Below are 14,021 nucleotides of genomic sequence, written 5' to 3' on the forward strand. Positions count from 1 at the left end.
CCTGACGCTACCGGACGCCCGGCGTGTTCCGACCAGCCCGTAAAGAAACAGGAACCACTGATGAAGACTTTCAAGCACACCCTAGTGATCGGCCTGGCCTTGAGCAGCCTGGCGAGTGCCATGGCCCAGGCCGACCAGACCGTATTGATCGGCCTGGCCGGGCCGTTGACCGGCCCGTCGGCGCGGATCGGCAAGGACCTGGAAAACGGCGCGCAACTGGCCATCGACGCGGCCAACGCCAAGCACCCGAAAATCAACGGTGAGGCGGTGACCTTCAAGCTGCTGTCCGAGGACGACCAGTCCGACCCGCGCACCGCCGTCACCGTGGCCCAGCGCCTGGTGGACGAAGGCGTGGTGGGTGTGGTCGGCCACTGGAACACCGGCACCAGCATTCCGGCGGCGCGGGTTTATCACGATGCAGGTATCGCGCAAGTCGCCCCGGTTGCTACCGGGCACGCGTATACCCAGCAGGGCTTCGACACCAGCTTCCGGATCATGGGCCATGACGACGATGGCGGCCAGGTGGCCGGCGACTATGCTTTGAACACCCTCAAGGCCCGGCGCATTGCGGTGATCGACGACCGCACCGCATTCGGCCAGGGCCTGGCCGACCAGTTCGTCAAATCCATCGAGGCCGGTGGCGCCAAGGTGGTGTCTCGTGAATACGTCGACGACAAGACCATCGATTTCAGCGCAGTGCTGACCAATATCCGCAGCCAGAACCCGGACCTGATTTTCTTTGGTGGCGTCGATTCCCAGGCCGCGCCTTTGGCCAGGCGTATCAAGCAACTGGGCATCAAGGCACCGCTGATGGGGGCCGGTGGGTTTGTCAGCCAGACCTTCCTGCAACTGGCGCAGAACGAAGGCGAGGGCGTGATTGCCCTGGAGCCGGGCCTGGCGGTGGCGCAGATGCCGGGTGGCAAGGCGTTCGAGCAGGCTTACAAGGATCGCTACAAGGCGCCGATCGAACTGCACGCGCCGTTTGCCTATGACGGTGTCGGGGTGTTGGTGGCGGCGATCGAGAAGGCCGACTCGGTGGACCCGCAAAAGTACCTGCCGGTGCTGCGCGCCATCAGCTATCAGGGCGTGACCGGGACCATTGCGTTTGATGCCGAGGGCAATTTGAAGAAGCCGTCGTTCACCGTGTATGAGGTCAAAAGTAATCAGTGGCAGCCAGTCAGTGTGGCGGGCGGCAAGTAACAACCCACCCCTGTAGGAGCGAGCTTGCTCGCGAAAAATGTACAGTCAACGCAGCGATGCGCCTGGAATATCTTCGCGAGCAAGCTCGCTCCTACAGGTTTACGGAGGCACACAATGAGCAAGCTGGAAGGTGAACTGGGCATCCTGGCCCGGCGGCGGATCGAAGCCGAAATCATCAAGCCGATCTACGAGATCCTGGTGCGCGAGCAGGGCAAGGACTTTGCGGCGGCGGTGATCGGCGAGGCGGTGGGCAATGCAGCGATCCAGGCCGGCAAGCACTTTGCCGAGCTGGAAGAGCAGGGCGCCGACCTCAAGAGCTTTGTCGAGCTGCAAGTGCTCTGGGAAAAGGACGATGCGCTGAAGGTCGAGATCATCGCCAGCGACGCCGAGCACTACGACTATGACGTGAAGCGCTGCCGCTATGCCGAGATGTATCACGAGATGGGCCTGGGCGAGATCGGTCACCTGCTGTCCTGCAACCGCGACGAACTGTTTATCGTCGGCTACAACCCGGACATCAAGCTGACCCGCACCCAGACCATCATGGGCGGTGCCCCTCACTGTGACTTCCGCTACCGGGCCAAACCCCAGGAGCCGCGTTCATGAACGACTTGGCGCGGGTCAATGGCGAGCGCCTGTGGGGCTCGCTGATGGAAATGGCGCAGATCGGCGGCACCGAAAAGGGCGGCGTCTCGCGCCTGGCCCTCACGGATGAGGACCGCCGCGGTCGCGACCTGTTTGTGCAATGGTGCGAGGCGGCCGGTTGCAGCATTCGGGTGGATGCCATGGGCAATATCTTTGCCCGTCGCGCCGGGCGCCAGGATCACCTGGCCCCGGTGCTGACCGGTTCCCATGGCGATTCCCAGCCGGCGGGCGGCAAGTACGACGGTATCTACGGCGTGCTGGCCGGGCTGGAGGTGCTGCGCACCTTGAATGACCTGGGGATCGAGACCGAGCGGCCAATCGAAGTGGTGAACTGGACCAACGAAGAAGGCTCGCGGTTTGCGCCGGCGATGATTTCCTCGGGGGTGTATGCCGGGGTGTTTGACCTGGAGTACGGCCTGTCCCGGGAAGACAAGGCCGGGATCACCATCGGCCAGGCGTTGCAGCAGATTGGCTATGCCGGTGCGCATCCGGTGGGTGGCCAGGCGGTGCATGCGGCGTTTGAGCTGCATATCGAACAGGGGCCGATTCTTGAGGCACAGGGCCTGACCATCGGTGTGGTCACCGGCGCCCAGGGCCAGCGCTGGTATGAAGTGGAACTGAGCGGGCGCAGCGCCCATGCCGGGACGACGCCGATGGATCACCGGCTGGATGCGTTGCTCGGGTTTGCCCGGGTGGTGGAGGCGGTGAACCAGATCGGCCTGGAACAGGGCGCCGAAGGGCGGGCGACGGTGGGCATGGCGAATATCTTCCCCAATTCACGCAACGTGGTGCCGGGGCGGGTGTTTTTCAGTGTGGAGTTTCGGCACCCGGATGAAGCGGTGCTGGGGTATCAGGATCAGCAGCTGCAGGCGGCGGTGGCGCGGATCGCCGAGGGGATTGGTTTGCAGCACAGCGTGAAGCAGATTTTCCAGTACGCGCCGATTGCCTTCGACCCTGAGTGTGTGGAGGTGGTGCGGGCTTCGGCGCAAGCGTTGGGGTATAGCCATCGCGACATGATTTCCGGGGCCGGGCATGATGCCTGCTACCTGAACCGGGTGGCGCCGACGGCGATGATTTTTGTGCCGTGTGTGGATGGGCTGAGCCATAACGAGGCGGAGGAGATTCATCCGCAGTGGTCGACGGCGGGGGCGGATGTGTTGTTGCAGGCGGTGTTGGCCAAGGCGGGGGAGTGAGCGAGGTTTAACTGTTCAACTGGGTTCCCTGTGGGAGCTGTCGAGCTTTAGCGAGGCTGTGATGAGGCCCTGTTAGGCAATAGAGATGTCGACAGTCAGGCCGCCATCGCAGCCTCGCTAAAGCTCGACAGCTCCCACAGAGGACCGAGTTTCCACAGGGGAACCAGTTCCCATAGGAAATCCAGTTTTCGCTCTGGAGCTTCTTTGTCTGATGGTCAGCGGAAGAACTCGCCCGGTGTGGCGTCGAACTGCTGGCGGAAGGCGTTGATGAAGGCCGAGGTGGATTCGTAGCCGCAGGCCAGCGCCACATCGGTCACGCGTTCGCCTTGTTCCAGGGCGGGCAGGGCGCTCAACAATCGCAGGCGCTGGCGCCATGCGCGGAAGGTCAGGCCGGTGTCGCTCAGGAACAGCCGGCTGAGGGTTTTCTCGCTGACCGCCAGTTTCTGGCTCCACTGCCCCAGGGTGGTTTGCTGCTCCGGGTGCAGGTTCAGGCTGCGGTAAATCTGCCGCAAGCGGCTGTCGGCGGGCAGCGGCAACATCAGGTCGACCTGGGGCGCGGCGGCCAGTTGGTCCAGCACCACTTGGGCCAGCCGTCCATCCGGGCCATCCTCGGCGTATTCCACCGGCAATTCGCTGAAGCTGCGAATCAACTCGCGCAACAGGCTGCTCACCGCCAGCACCTGGCAGCGGTCGGCCGCCCAGGCGGTGACGCTGCAATCGAGGTACAGGCTGCGCATCTCGGTATGGGGCGAACTGAACACCCGGTGTGGCATGCCGGCCGGTATCCACACGGCCCGCTGGGGTGGCGCGACGAAGCGTCCTACGCTGGTCTGGATCTCCAGCACCCCGGATATTGCGTAGGACAACTGCACCCACGGGTGACTATGGCGGCGGGTCAGCGCGCGGTTGGGCAGGGATTCGGTGCGGCCATACACCGGCCTGGGCAGGCTGGAAAGCCCGGGCACGCTGCGACGCACGGTTTTGTCATGTCCTTTTGGCGGCATTTACTGGCTCATTGGCGTTAGTCGGTAACAAGCCGTTACGTTAGAGTCGCGACGATGCTCTTGGCAACCCCTGGAAGATTGGCCTATGACCCGCCCACGCTTTTTACCTGACAACTTCACCCTGACCCTGGTGGCCACGGTGATCCTCGCGTCCCTGCTGCCCGCCAGCGGCCAGACCGCCGTGGCCTTTGGCTGGGTGACCAACCTGGCCATCGCGCTGCTGTTTTTCCTGCACGGCGCGAAACTGTCGCGCCAGGCCATTGTTGCCGGTGCGGGTCATTGGCGCCTGCACCTGCTGGTGTTCAGCCTGACCTTCGTGCTGTTTCCGTTGCTGGGCCTGGCGCTCAAGCCGGTGTTGTCGCCGCTGATCGGTAAAGACCTGTACATGGGCATGCTCTATTTGTGTGCATTGCCCGCCACCGTGCAGTCGGCGATTGCCTTTACCTCGCTGGCCCGGGGCAATATCCCGGCGGCGATTTGCAGCGCGGCGGCGTCGAGCCTGTTCGGGATCTTCCTGACGCCATTGCTGGTGACGTTGCTGCTGAATGTGCATGGCGATGGCGGCTCCACCGTCGATGCGATCCTGAAAATCAGTGTTCAATTGTTGCTACCGTTCATCGCCGGGCAGATCGCCCGTCGCTGGATCGGCGAGTGGGTAGGGCGTAACAAATCCTGGCTGAAGTTCGTCGACCAGGGCTCGATTTTGCTGGTGGTCTACGGCGCCTTCAGCGAAGCGGTCAACGAGGGCATCTGGCACCAGATTCCGTTGTGGGAACTGGGTGGCCTGGTGGTGGCGTGCTGTGTGTTGCTCGCGCTGGTGCTGGTGGCGTCCACGGTGCTGGGCAAGGCTTTTGGCTTCAGCCAGGAAGACCGGATCACCATTCTGTTCTGCGGCTCGAAGAAAAGCCTGGCCACCGGTGTGCCGATGGCCCAGGTGTTGTTTGCCGGGGCGAGCATGGGGGTGCTGATCTTGCCGCTGATGCTGTTTCACCAGATCCAGTTGATGGTCTGCGCGGCGCTGGCCCAGCGCTATGCCAAGCGTCCTGAGTCGATTCCCGAGCTGATGGGGCAAGTCGATCCCTGAATCGTCGTGTTACTATTTTTTGCGCGCGGCTCAAGGCCCGGCATCGGGCCGGCTTGATCTGCGCGCAAACGAGTACGACGACCTGTCAATGAGCATTTCCGCCGCAACACCTCAAGCTAACTGGCAACCGGTCTTCGCTCTCGCGTTGGCCGCTTTCGTTTTCAATACCACCGAATTTGTACCGGTCGGCCTGCTGAGTGCCATCGGCGCGAGCTTCGACATGCCCATCGCCAGCGTCGGCCTGATGCTGACCATCTATGCGTGGATCGTGTCCCTGACCTCGCTGCCGGTGATGCTGCTGACCCGTAACGTCGAGCGGCGCAAGCTGCTGATCGTGCTGTTCGGCATGTTTATCGCCAGCCATATCCTGTCCAGCGTGGCCACCAGCTTTGGCATCCTGATGCTCAGCCGGGTCGGCATTGCCCTGTCCCATGCGTTGTTCTGGTCGATTACTGCCTCCCTCGCGGTGCGTTTGGCGCCGGAGGGCAAGCAGGTGCAGGCCCTTGGGTTGCTGGCTACCGGTACTTCCCTGGCGATGGTTCTGGGTATCCCGCTGGGCCGCTTGCTGGGCGAAGCCATGGGCTGGCGCACCACCTTCCTGGTGATCGGCGCGTTTGCCGCCGGGCTGGTGTTCTGGCTGGCGCGCACCTTGCCGCTGCTGCCGAGCCAGAACTCCGGTTCGCTGCGCAGCTTGCCGCTGTTGTTCAAGCGCCCGGCGCTGGTGGCGTTGTATGTGCTGACGGCGATGGTGGTGACGGCGCAGTTCACTGCCTACAGTTATGTTGAGCCGTTTGTTGAAGGTGTTGCCGGTATGAGTGGCAATACGGTGACCCTGATCCTGCTGGTGTTTGGCGGCGCGGGAATTATTGGTTCGTTGTTGTTCAGTCTGGTGCATCGGTTTAATCCGCACCGGTTCCTGATCAGCGCGGTGACTATCCTGGCGCTGTGCCTGGCGTTGTTGCTGCCGTTGAGTGGCGAGGTGTCGTACCTGGTGACCCTGAGTGTGTTCTGGGGCATGGCCATCATGGGTTTTGGCCTGGCGTTGCAATCGAAGGTGCTGGTGCTGGCGCCGGATGCCACGGATGTGGCGATGGCGATGTTTTCCGGGATCTACAACATCGGTATTGGCGGTGGGGCGTTGATGGGCAGTTGGGTGGGCAGCCACTTTGGTTTTGCCTGGATCGGCGCGGCGGGCGGGTTGCTGGCAGCGGTGGCGTTGATTGGGTATTGCCTGGCGATTTATCGGTTTGGGCAGGGTGTGGCGCGTAGCCCTCTGTAGGAGGTAATTTTCATGGCAGTTCGTTTGATTAAACCGGCGGTATTCGCAGTGCTCGCCGGGTTTTCTGTGTTGTGGCTCAGCCCTGCAAGCCTGGCGGCCAGTTTTGACTGTGACCGGGCGAAGGCGGCTGACGAGAAAACCATCTGTGCCACGCGCTCCCTCAATGATCAGGACGTGACCATGGCGCTGCTTTATGACCTCAACCGGCACTTCATGGCTATGGGCGGACGTGGTTCGTTGATGGATGATCAGGCTGCCTGGCTAAAAAAACGCCATACGTGCGGGGCCCAGGTCAGTTGCCTGACCCAGGCCTATACGCAGCGTATTGCGATGTTGCGTAGCTTTATAGATGAGCGGGTGATGACGAAGGGGCCGTTCTGAAGCAGTTACAGATCTTGTAATAGTTTTGCGTTGTAGGAAATCCCTGTTTCGCCTGTACGATTCAAGTCCTTTTTCCACAACAGGACCTACATGAACACCCTCTCGGAGCCTCCCAGTCGTCTTTCCCCAAGACATTCACTGCCGCCGTTCCCGCTGATCGCCTGCCTCCAGGCCAAGCATCCCGTCTTCCGATTGCCTACCCTTACCCGGTCCCTAGATCGTGCGTTGCCGTGCCCGGCATTCTGAAAAACTTGAAGAGATACTGAAAAATGGAATGGTTAGCGGATCCAACGGCCTGGCTCGGCCTGTTGACTTTGATTGTGCTGGAGCTGGTGCTGGGCATCGACAACCTGGTGTTTATCGCGATCCTGGCGGACAAGCTGCCGCCGGAGCAGCGTGACCGTGCGCGTCTGATCGGTTTGTCCCTGGCGTTGCTGATGCGTCTGGGCCTGTTGGCAAGTATTTCCTGGTTGGTGACCCTGACCCAACCGCTGTTCGAGGTGTTCGACAAGAGTTTCTCGGGCCGTGACTTGATCATGCTGTTTGGTGGTGTGTTCCTGTTGTTCAAGGCCACCATGGAATTGCATGAGCGCCTTGAGGGGCATGTGGCTCAGCGCACTGGCAACGTGGCCTATGCGATGTTCTGGCCGATCGTTGCGCAGATTGTGGTGCTGGATGCGGTGTTCTCCCTCGATGCGGTGATTACCGCCGTGGGCATGGTGGATGAGCTGGCGGTGATGATGATCGCGGTGATCATTTCCATCGGCCTGATGATCGTTGCCAGCAAGCCGCTGACCCGTTTCGTCAACGCCCACCCGACGGTGATCATGCTGTGCCTGGGCTTCCTGATGATGATCGGTTTTGCCCTGACGGCCGAAGGCCTGGGCTTCCACATTCCCAAAGGCTATCTGTACGCGGCCATCGGCTTCTCGATCCTGATCGAGCTGTTCAACCAGATCGCCCGGTCGCGCCGCAAGAAGTCGGCCCAGGGCACGCTGCCGAGGCGTGAGCGCACGGCCCACGCGGTGATGCGTTTGCTCGGCGGGCGTAATCTGGCAGTGGAGGAGGTAGGTGAAGAGGTCGCCGACCTGCTGGACAACCCCGATGCCAACGGCGGGCCGCTGTTCGACCGGCGCGAGCGGGTGATGATCAGTGGCGTGCTGCAACTGGCTGAACGCCCGATCCGTACGCTGATGACGCCTCGGGCGAAGGTGGACTCTATAGATCTGTCGGACGATCCCGACACTATCCGCCTGAAACTGATGCATTCGTCTTACTCGCGCCTGCCCTTGATCCGCAACGGTAATGTCGACGAGCCATTGGGCTTTGTGCACAAGAAGGAGTTGCTCAAGGAATACCTGGCCGGTAACGAGCCGAACCTGGAGCACCTGGCGCGCCGGGCGGTCAACTTGCTGGAGAGTTTTTCGATTCTCAATGCCTTGGAGCAGATGCGTCAGGAGTCGACTCACATTGCCTTCGTGATCAACGAATTTGGCGACTTTATCGGGGTGTTGAGCATGACCGACATCCTCGAGTCCATCGCCGGTGAGTTGCCGGATGCGAGTGAGGTCGAAGGCCCGGATATCATCGAAGAGGAGGGTGGTTTTCGCGTCAATGGCGCCTTGAACCTCAACCTGATCCGCCAGCGCACCGGCTTCAAGGCTGTGGCGACGGAGGATTACCAGACCCTGGCCGGGCTGGTGATGAGCCTGCTGGATCGACTGCCGGTGGTCGGTGACAGCCTGGAACATGAAGGCTGGCGCCTGACCGTGGCGGCGGTGGAGGAGCGGCGGGTCACGCAGGTGTTGCTGGCCCCTCTTTAACGGGTGAATTTCATTCGACGCTGGGCTGGCCTTTGGATAGCATCGCCGCTCACTGAACCGTTAAGGAAGGGTTACCCGAATGACTTTGGACGTGCTTAAGATTTCTGCATTCTGTGACGGCAACCAGGGCGGTAACCCTGCAGGTGTTTGGATCGGTGACAGCCTGCCGGAAGCTGTAGAAATGCAGCGTATCGCCCACGAAGTCGGGTTTTCGGAAACCGTATTTGCCTGCCCGCAGGATGACGGCTGGCGCGTGCGGTACTTCGCGCCGGAGTCCGAAGTTGCGTTTTGCGGGCATGCCACCATCGCCCTCGGTGCGGCCTTGAGCCTGGCGCTGGGCGATGGCGAATTCCACCTGGCGTTGAACAACGGCGATATTTCCGTCAGCGGCCGCAGCGAAGGCGACCTGATCGAGGCCGCGCTGCAATCCCCGCCAACCCGCAGCGCACCGGCCAACGATGCCCTGGTAGACGCGGGCCTGACCTTGTTCGGTTACACCCGCAATGACCTGGACCCGAGCATTCCGCCAGCGATCATCCATGCCGGCATTTCCCACCTGGTGCTGGCGCTCGCCAGCCGCGCCAAACTCAGCCAGATGCACTATGAACTGGAGGCCGGTCGCCGCTACATGACCGACGCCGGGCTGGGTACCGTGGTGCTGGTGTTTGCCGAAAGCCCGACACTGTTCCACACCCGCAACCCGTTTGCGGTGGGCGGCGTGTACGAAGACCCGGCCACGGGTGCCGCGACCGCTGCCTTTGCCGGCTACCTGCGGGACCTGGGCTGGCCGCACAACGGGCGCATCGACATCATCCAAGGCGAGGACATGGGCAGCCGTTCGCGCTTGCAGGCGCAGATCACCGATGAAAAGGGTGCCTCGATTCGGGTTTCGGGTACGGCGCGGTTGATGTTGGAGGACTGATTCTGGTCCTGGCGAACGTCTCCCTCAGCGTTTTTTCGTCGAACCCCTCCAGCTTATTGATCATCTTGCCATTCTGGAAAACCAGCAGGGTAGGCGTGCCGGTAACCTCGGGATGCCTAGGGGTTCGGGCAGTGTCGAGCACCAGGCTTTTCACGGAGCTGGCGTATTTCCCGGCAATCCGTTCAAACAGTGGCCCGGCCTCCCCGCAGGCCGGGCAGTGCTGCGAAACAAACAGCATGAACACCGTTCTATGCGTCTTGAGCAACTGCTGATACTGCTCGGCATCGGCAATCACCGCCGTTGCAATTCCCATGATGATCTCCTTGAGCGAAAGGCCTGGCCCACGCTAATCCCGGCGATCAAAACCGTCTACTGTCAAAACTAACAGGTACCCACCTCCAAGTAGCCCATTGTGGCGAGGGAGCTTGCTCCCGCTGGGCTGCGCAGCAGCCCCAAAGCGCCTTCAGCGCTCCGCCCGCTCCCGAGCCTTCTTCGCCAACCCCACGCACTGCTTATAGTCACCCTGATCCTTGGCATCCTTGGCCCTGCGATACCCATGATGATTCTGCGTGGTGTAGTTCGTACTGAACGCCGCCTTCAGCCTGACCAACTCGGCCTTGCATTCGCGCCGGTCATCCTTGGCGAACACCTGGGTGGCAAATGCCAGCGACAACAACATAAGGACAAGACTGATCTTCATCTGAACGCGTTCCTTGGGGGCTCGATCATCTGCCAAGACTAGCCCAGCCACGGAATTCTTCCATCCGGCCACTGCACCGCTTTCGTGCACGGTAACGACCCGCCCCCGCACCCAAATGTGGCCTGTCACCCCGGTGTGTAGCCAACGGTAGCAATCTGATTGCAGCGGCTGGCCCAGTGCCTTATCGCTGATAAAAATCTATCCCGTTGATTTAAAAAGAAATTAATCCCGAAATATTTTTCTGTTACTGCGTGTGGCACACTTTCTGCTGTCTATTCCGTTGTTACATACTAAGTTCCGGTATAGCGGAATACACAATCCCTGGAGTGCTTGTCATGCATCACCGACCTTCCGTGTTCAAAGCGTGTGTTTTTCTCTTCGCCGCATCGGCTTCCCTCGCCAGCGTAGTGCAGGCGGCGGACAGCAAGCTCGATACAGTGCTCAAGCGTGGGCACCTGATCGTGGGTACAGGCAGTACCAATGCGCCGTGGCACTTCCAGGGAGCGGATGGCAAGTTGCAGGGTTTTGACATCGACATCGGCCACATCGTGGCCAAGGGTCTGTTCAATGACCCGAGCAAAGTCGAATACGTGGTGCAGTCTTCCGATGCCCGCATTCCCAACCTGTTGACCGACAAGGTCGACATGAGCTGCCAGTTCATCACTGTCACTGCCAGCCGCGCGCAGCAAGTGGCTTTCACCCTGCCGTACTACCGCGAAGGCGTGGGCCTGCTGCTGCCGGCCAACAGCAAATACAAAGAGATCGAAGACCTGCAAGCCGCTGGCGACAGCGTCACCGTGGCCGTGCTGCAAAACGTCTACGCCGAAGAACTGGTGCACCAGGCCTTGCCTAAAGCCAAGGTCGACCAGTACGACAGCGTCGACCTGATGTACCAGGCCGTGAACTCCGGGCGTGCCGACACCGCCGCCACCGACCAGTCCTCGGTCAAGTACCTGATGGTGCAAAACCCGGGCCGCTACCGCAGCCCGAGCTACGCCTGGAGCCCGCAAACCTATGCGTGCGCTGTCAAGCGTGGCGACCAGGACTGGCTGAACTTCGTCAACACCGCCCTGCATGAAGCCATGACCGGTGTGGAATTCCCAATGTACAAGGCCTCGTTCAAGCAATGGTTCGGTGTGGACCTGCCAGAGCCTGCGATCGGTTTCCCGGTTGAGTTCAAGTAATTCGTAAACCCTGGGGCGTCGCTGACGGCGCCCCAATCAGGTACTGCCGACCATGAACTATCAGTTGAACTTTGCCGCTGTGTGGCGCGATTTCCCCAGCTTGCTGGCGGGGCTCGGCCTCGGCCTTGAACTGGCACTGCTGTCCATCGCCATCGGTTGCGTGATCGGCCTGTTGATGGCGTTTGCGATGCTGTCCAAACACCGTGCGCTGCGCATCGTGGCCTCGGTGTATGTGACGGTGATCCGCAACACCCCGATCCTGGTGCTGATCCTGTTGATCTACTTCGCCTTGCCCAGCCTGGGTATCCGGCTGGACAAGATCCCTTCGTTCATCATCACCCTGTCGTTGTACGCCGGTGCCTACCTCACCGAGGTCTTTCGCGCAGGCCTGCTGAACATTCCCAAGGGGTTGCGTGAAGCGGGCCTGGCCATTGGCCTGGGCGAATGGCGTATCCGCGCGTACATCACCGTGCCGGTGATGCTGCGCAACGTGCTGCCGGCGCTGTCGAACAACTTCATTTCGCTGTTCAAGGACACCTCCCTGGCCGCTGCGATCGCGGTGCCGGAGCTGACCTATTACGCCCGCAAGATCAACGTCGAAAGCTACCGGGTGATTGAAACCTGGATGGTCACGACCGCGCTCTACGTGGCTGCCTGTTACCTCATTGCCATGCTGCTCCGTTACCTGGAACAGCGTTTGGCAATTCGCCGCTAAGGAGCGCCCATGTACGAATCCCCCAGCTGGCTGCATGAGTTGTGGATCGCCCGGGAAACCCTCTGGGCGGGGTTCCAGACCAGCGTCTACTGCTCGGCCCTGGCCATTATCTTCGGCACCCTGATCGGCATCGTCGCCGGCTTGGTACTGACCTACGGCAAATTCTGGATGCGCGCACCGTTTCGCCTGTACGTCGACCTGATCCGCGGTACGCCGGTATTTGTGCTGGTATTGGCGTGCTTCTACATGCTGCCGGCGCTTGGCTGGCAGATCACTGCGTTCCAGGCCGGTGCCGTGGGCCTGACGCTGTTCTGCGGCTCTCACGTTTCGGAAATCGTGCGCGGTGCATTGCAGGCCATTCCCAAGGGGCAACTGGAAGCGGGCAAGGCCATCGGCCTGACCTTCTATCAATCCCTGGGCTACGTGCTGTTACCCCAGGCGCTGCGGCAGATCCTGCCGACCTGGGTCAACTCGTCCACCGAAATCGTCAAGGCTTCCACCTTGCTGTCGGTGATCGGTGTGGCCGAGCTGCTCCTCAGCACCCAACAGGTCATCGCCCGGACGTTCATGACCCTGGAGTTCTACCTGTTTGCAGGCTTTATGTTTTTTGTCATCAACTACGCCATCGAATTGTTGGGGCGTTACATTGAAAAGCGGGTGGCGTTGCCATGAACCAACTCTCAAAAGAAAGCCAGCCACTGCTGAACATTCGCGGCCTGCGTAAACAGTACGGCCCGGTGGAAGTGCTCAAGGGCGTCGACCTGAGCATGCAGCGCGGCAACGTCGTGACGTTGATCGGCTCCAGCGGTTCGGGCAAGACCACGCTGCTGCGTTGCGTCAACCTGCTGGAAGAATTCCAGGGCGGCCAGATCACCCTCGACGGTGAATCCATCGGCTACAGCGAGGTCGGCGGCAAGCGCGTGCGCCACCCGGAGCGGGTGATCTCCCAGCACCGTGCGATGACCGGCATGGCGTTCCAGCAGTTCAACCTGTTCCCGCACCTGACCGCCTTGCAGAACGTCACCCTGGGCCTGCTCAAGGTCAAGAAGATGGGCAAGGACGAAGCGGTTGCACTGGCGGAAAAATGGCTGGACCGTGTCGGCCTGCTGGAGCGCCGCAATCACTTCCCGGGCCAACTGTCGGGCGGCCAGCAACAGCGCGTGGCGATTGCCCGGGCGATTGCGATGAACCCGAGCCTGATGCTGTTCGACGAAGTCACCTCGGCCCTGGACCCGGAACTGGTGGGCGAAGTGCTCAGCGTAATCAAGGGTTTGGCGGAAGAGGGCATGACCATGTTGCTGGTCACCCACGAAATGCGCTTTGCCTATGAAGTCTCGGACAAGATCGTCTTCATGAACCAGGGCCGCATTGAAGAACAAGGGCCGCCGAAAGACATTTTCGAACGCCCGCAATCGCCGCGACTGGCGGAATTTCTCAAGAACATTCGTTTTTAAATCATCACTTCAGGAGATCCATTATGAGCATTACTCGTTACGGCACCGGCGCCACTGCAGGCGGCGGCCAGCCTCGTCCTTTCGCCCGCGCGGTGGAAGCGGATGGCTGGTTGTACGTGTCGGGCCAGGTGCCGGCGGTGGACGGTGAAATCATCACGGGCGGGATCGTCGAGCAGACCCACCAGACCATGCGCAACGTGGTGGCGATTCTCGAAGAAGCCGGCTACGCCCTTGAAGACGTGGTGCGCGTCGGTGTATGGCTGGAAGACCCACGGGACTTCTGGAGCTTCAACAAAGTCTTCGGCGAATACTTCAACCCGGAACATGCTCCGGCGCGGGCGTGTGTGCAGGCGAACATGATGGTCGATTGCAAGGTTGAGATCGATTGCGTGGCCTACAAGAAAAAAGGCTAAATGCCCGTCTCTTGAGACCACAGG

16 protein-coding genes are annotated in these 14,021 nt (G+C 61.0%); 13 read left to right on the forward strand and 3 right to left on the reverse strand.

Translation table 11 applies throughout. The features are described from left to right. The first annotated feature begins 60 nt into the window (after window positions 1–60). The 3 genes from HX805_RS18825 to HX805_RS18835 all read left to right on the forward strand — a co-directional run bounded on the left by HX805_RS18825 (window position 61) and on the right by HX805_RS18835 (window position 3,038). Window positions 61–1,200 carry a branched-chain amino acid ABC transporter substrate-binding protein gene (locus HX805_RS18825; protein ID WP_102369347.1) on the forward strand — a complete coding sequence of 380 codons (1,140 nt, stop codon included), beginning with the start codon at window positions 61–63 and terminating at the stop codon, window positions 1,198–1,200. A 114-nt stretch (window positions 1,201–1,314) separates the two neighbouring features. After that, window positions 1,315–1,806, forward strand: a complete 492-nt coding sequence (locus HX805_RS18830; protein ID WP_177117175.1) for an L-2-amino-thiazoline-4-carboxylic acid hydrolase — start codon at window positions 1,315–1,317, stop codon at window positions 1,804–1,806. Further along, entirely contained in the window at window positions 1,803–3,038 is a 1,236-nt protein-coding gene (locus HX805_RS18835) for a Zn-dependent hydrolase (RefSeq protein ID WP_177117176.1), read from the forward strand. Before HX805_RS18830 ends, HX805_RS18835 begins: the two co-directional genes overlap by 4 nt. A 215-nt stretch (window positions 3,039–3,253) precedes the next feature. Here the strand turns inward: HX805_RS18835 and HX805_RS18840 are convergent, their stop codons facing one another. Next, window positions 3,254–4,042 (reverse strand): helix-turn-helix domain-containing protein, encoded by a 789-nt coding sequence (locus HX805_RS18840; RefSeq protein WP_003207977.1) that lies wholly within the window; start codon window positions 4,040–4,042, stop codon window positions 3,254–3,256. 85 nt (window positions 4,043–4,127) lie between these two features. On the opposite strand from HX805_RS18840, the gene HX805_RS18845 reads away from it, so the two are divergent. The 5 genes from HX805_RS18845 to HX805_RS18865 all read left to right on the forward strand — a co-directional run bounded on the left by HX805_RS18845 (window position 4,128) and on the right by HX805_RS18865 (window position 9,531). Continuing rightward, window positions 4,128–5,126 (forward strand): bile acid:sodium symporter family protein, encoded by a 999-nt coding sequence (locus HX805_RS18845; RefSeq protein ID WP_087694198.1) that lies wholly within the window; start codon window positions 4,128–4,130, stop codon window positions 5,124–5,126. Window positions 5,127–5,214: 88 nt separating this feature from the next. After that, entirely contained in the window at window positions 5,215–6,405 is a 1,191-nt protein-coding gene (locus tag HX805_RS18850; RefSeq protein WP_003207980.1) for a sugar transporter, read from the forward strand. 12 nt (window positions 6,406–6,417) lie between these two features. Then, window positions 6,418–6,786, forward strand: a complete 369-nt coding sequence (locus tag HX805_RS18855) for a lysozyme inhibitor LprI family protein (protein WP_177117177.1) — start codon at window positions 6,418–6,420, stop codon at window positions 6,784–6,786. A gap of 269 nt (window positions 6,787–7,055) precedes the next feature. Beyond that, window positions 7,056–8,609 carry a TerC family protein gene (locus HX805_RS18860; RefSeq protein ID WP_177036022.1) on the forward strand — a complete coding sequence of 518 codons (1,554 nt, stop codon included), beginning with the start codon at window positions 7,056–7,058 and terminating at the stop codon, window positions 8,607–8,609. Window positions 8,610–8,688: 79 nt separating this feature from the next. Next, entirely contained in the window at window positions 8,689–9,531 is an 843-nt protein-coding gene (locus HX805_RS18865) for a PhzF family phenazine biosynthesis protein (protein WP_008436960.1), read from the forward strand. On the opposite strand, the gene HX805_RS18870 is transcribed toward HX805_RS18865, so the two are convergent. Both HX805_RS18870 and HX805_RS18875 read right to left on the reverse strand, forming a co-directional pair. Beyond that, the gene (locus HX805_RS18870; RefSeq protein ID WP_102369342.1) at window positions 9,467–9,844 is read right to left on the reverse strand and encodes a co-chaperone YbbN; all 378 of its coding nucleotides are present in this window, start codon (window positions 9,842–9,844) and stop codon (window positions 9,467–9,469) included. The genes HX805_RS18865 and HX805_RS18870 overlap by 65 nt on opposite strands. 150 nt (window positions 9,845–9,994) lie before the next feature. Next, the gene (locus HX805_RS18875; RefSeq protein ID WP_003207990.1) at window positions 9,995–10,231 is read right to left on the reverse strand and encodes a hypothetical protein; all 237 of its coding nucleotides are present in this window, start codon (window positions 10,229–10,231) and stop codon (window positions 9,995–9,997) included. Window positions 10,232–10,566: 335 nt separating this feature from the next. Here HX805_RS18875 and HX805_RS18880 point away from each other — a divergent pair, with 335 nt between their 5' ends. From HX805_RS18880 to HX805_RS18900, 5 genes are read left to right on the forward strand one after another with little or no spacing between them, the layout of a single operon-like run. Continuing rightward, window positions 10,567–11,415, forward strand: a complete 849-nt coding sequence (locus tag HX805_RS18880) for a transporter substrate-binding domain-containing protein (RefSeq protein WP_003207992.1) — start codon at window positions 10,567–10,569, stop codon at window positions 11,413–11,415. A 52-nt stretch (window positions 11,416–11,467) separates the two neighbouring features. After that, window positions 11,468–12,130, forward strand: coding sequence for an amino acid ABC transporter permease (locus HX805_RS18885; RefSeq protein WP_003207993.1), 663 nt, complete (start codon window positions 11,468–11,470; stop codon window positions 12,128–12,130). A 9-nt stretch (window positions 12,131–12,139) separates the two neighbouring features. Beyond that, window positions 12,140–12,802 (forward strand): amino acid ABC transporter permease, encoded by a 663-nt coding sequence (locus tag HX805_RS18890; RefSeq protein WP_003207996.1) that lies wholly within the window; start codon window positions 12,140–12,142, stop codon window positions 12,800–12,802. After that, window positions 12,799–13,584, forward strand: coding sequence for an amino acid ABC transporter ATP-binding protein (locus HX805_RS18895; RefSeq protein WP_003207998.1), 786 nt, complete (start codon window positions 12,799–12,801; stop codon window positions 13,582–13,584). Before HX805_RS18890 ends, HX805_RS18895 begins: the two co-directional genes overlap by 4 nt. A gap of 23 nt (window positions 13,585–13,607) precedes the next feature. Continuing rightward, window positions 13,608–13,997 (forward strand): RidA family protein, encoded by a 390-nt coding sequence (locus tag HX805_RS18900; RefSeq protein ID WP_003208000.1) that lies wholly within the window; start codon window positions 13,608–13,610, stop codon window positions 13,995–13,997. Window positions 13,998–14,021 lie beyond the last annotated feature (24 nt).

The organism is Pseudomonas sp. G5001 (assembly GCF_013385475.1).
In the GTDB taxonomy this organism is placed as follows: Bacteria; Pseudomonadota; Gammaproteobacteria; order Pseudomonadales; family Pseudomonadaceae; genus Aquipseudomonas.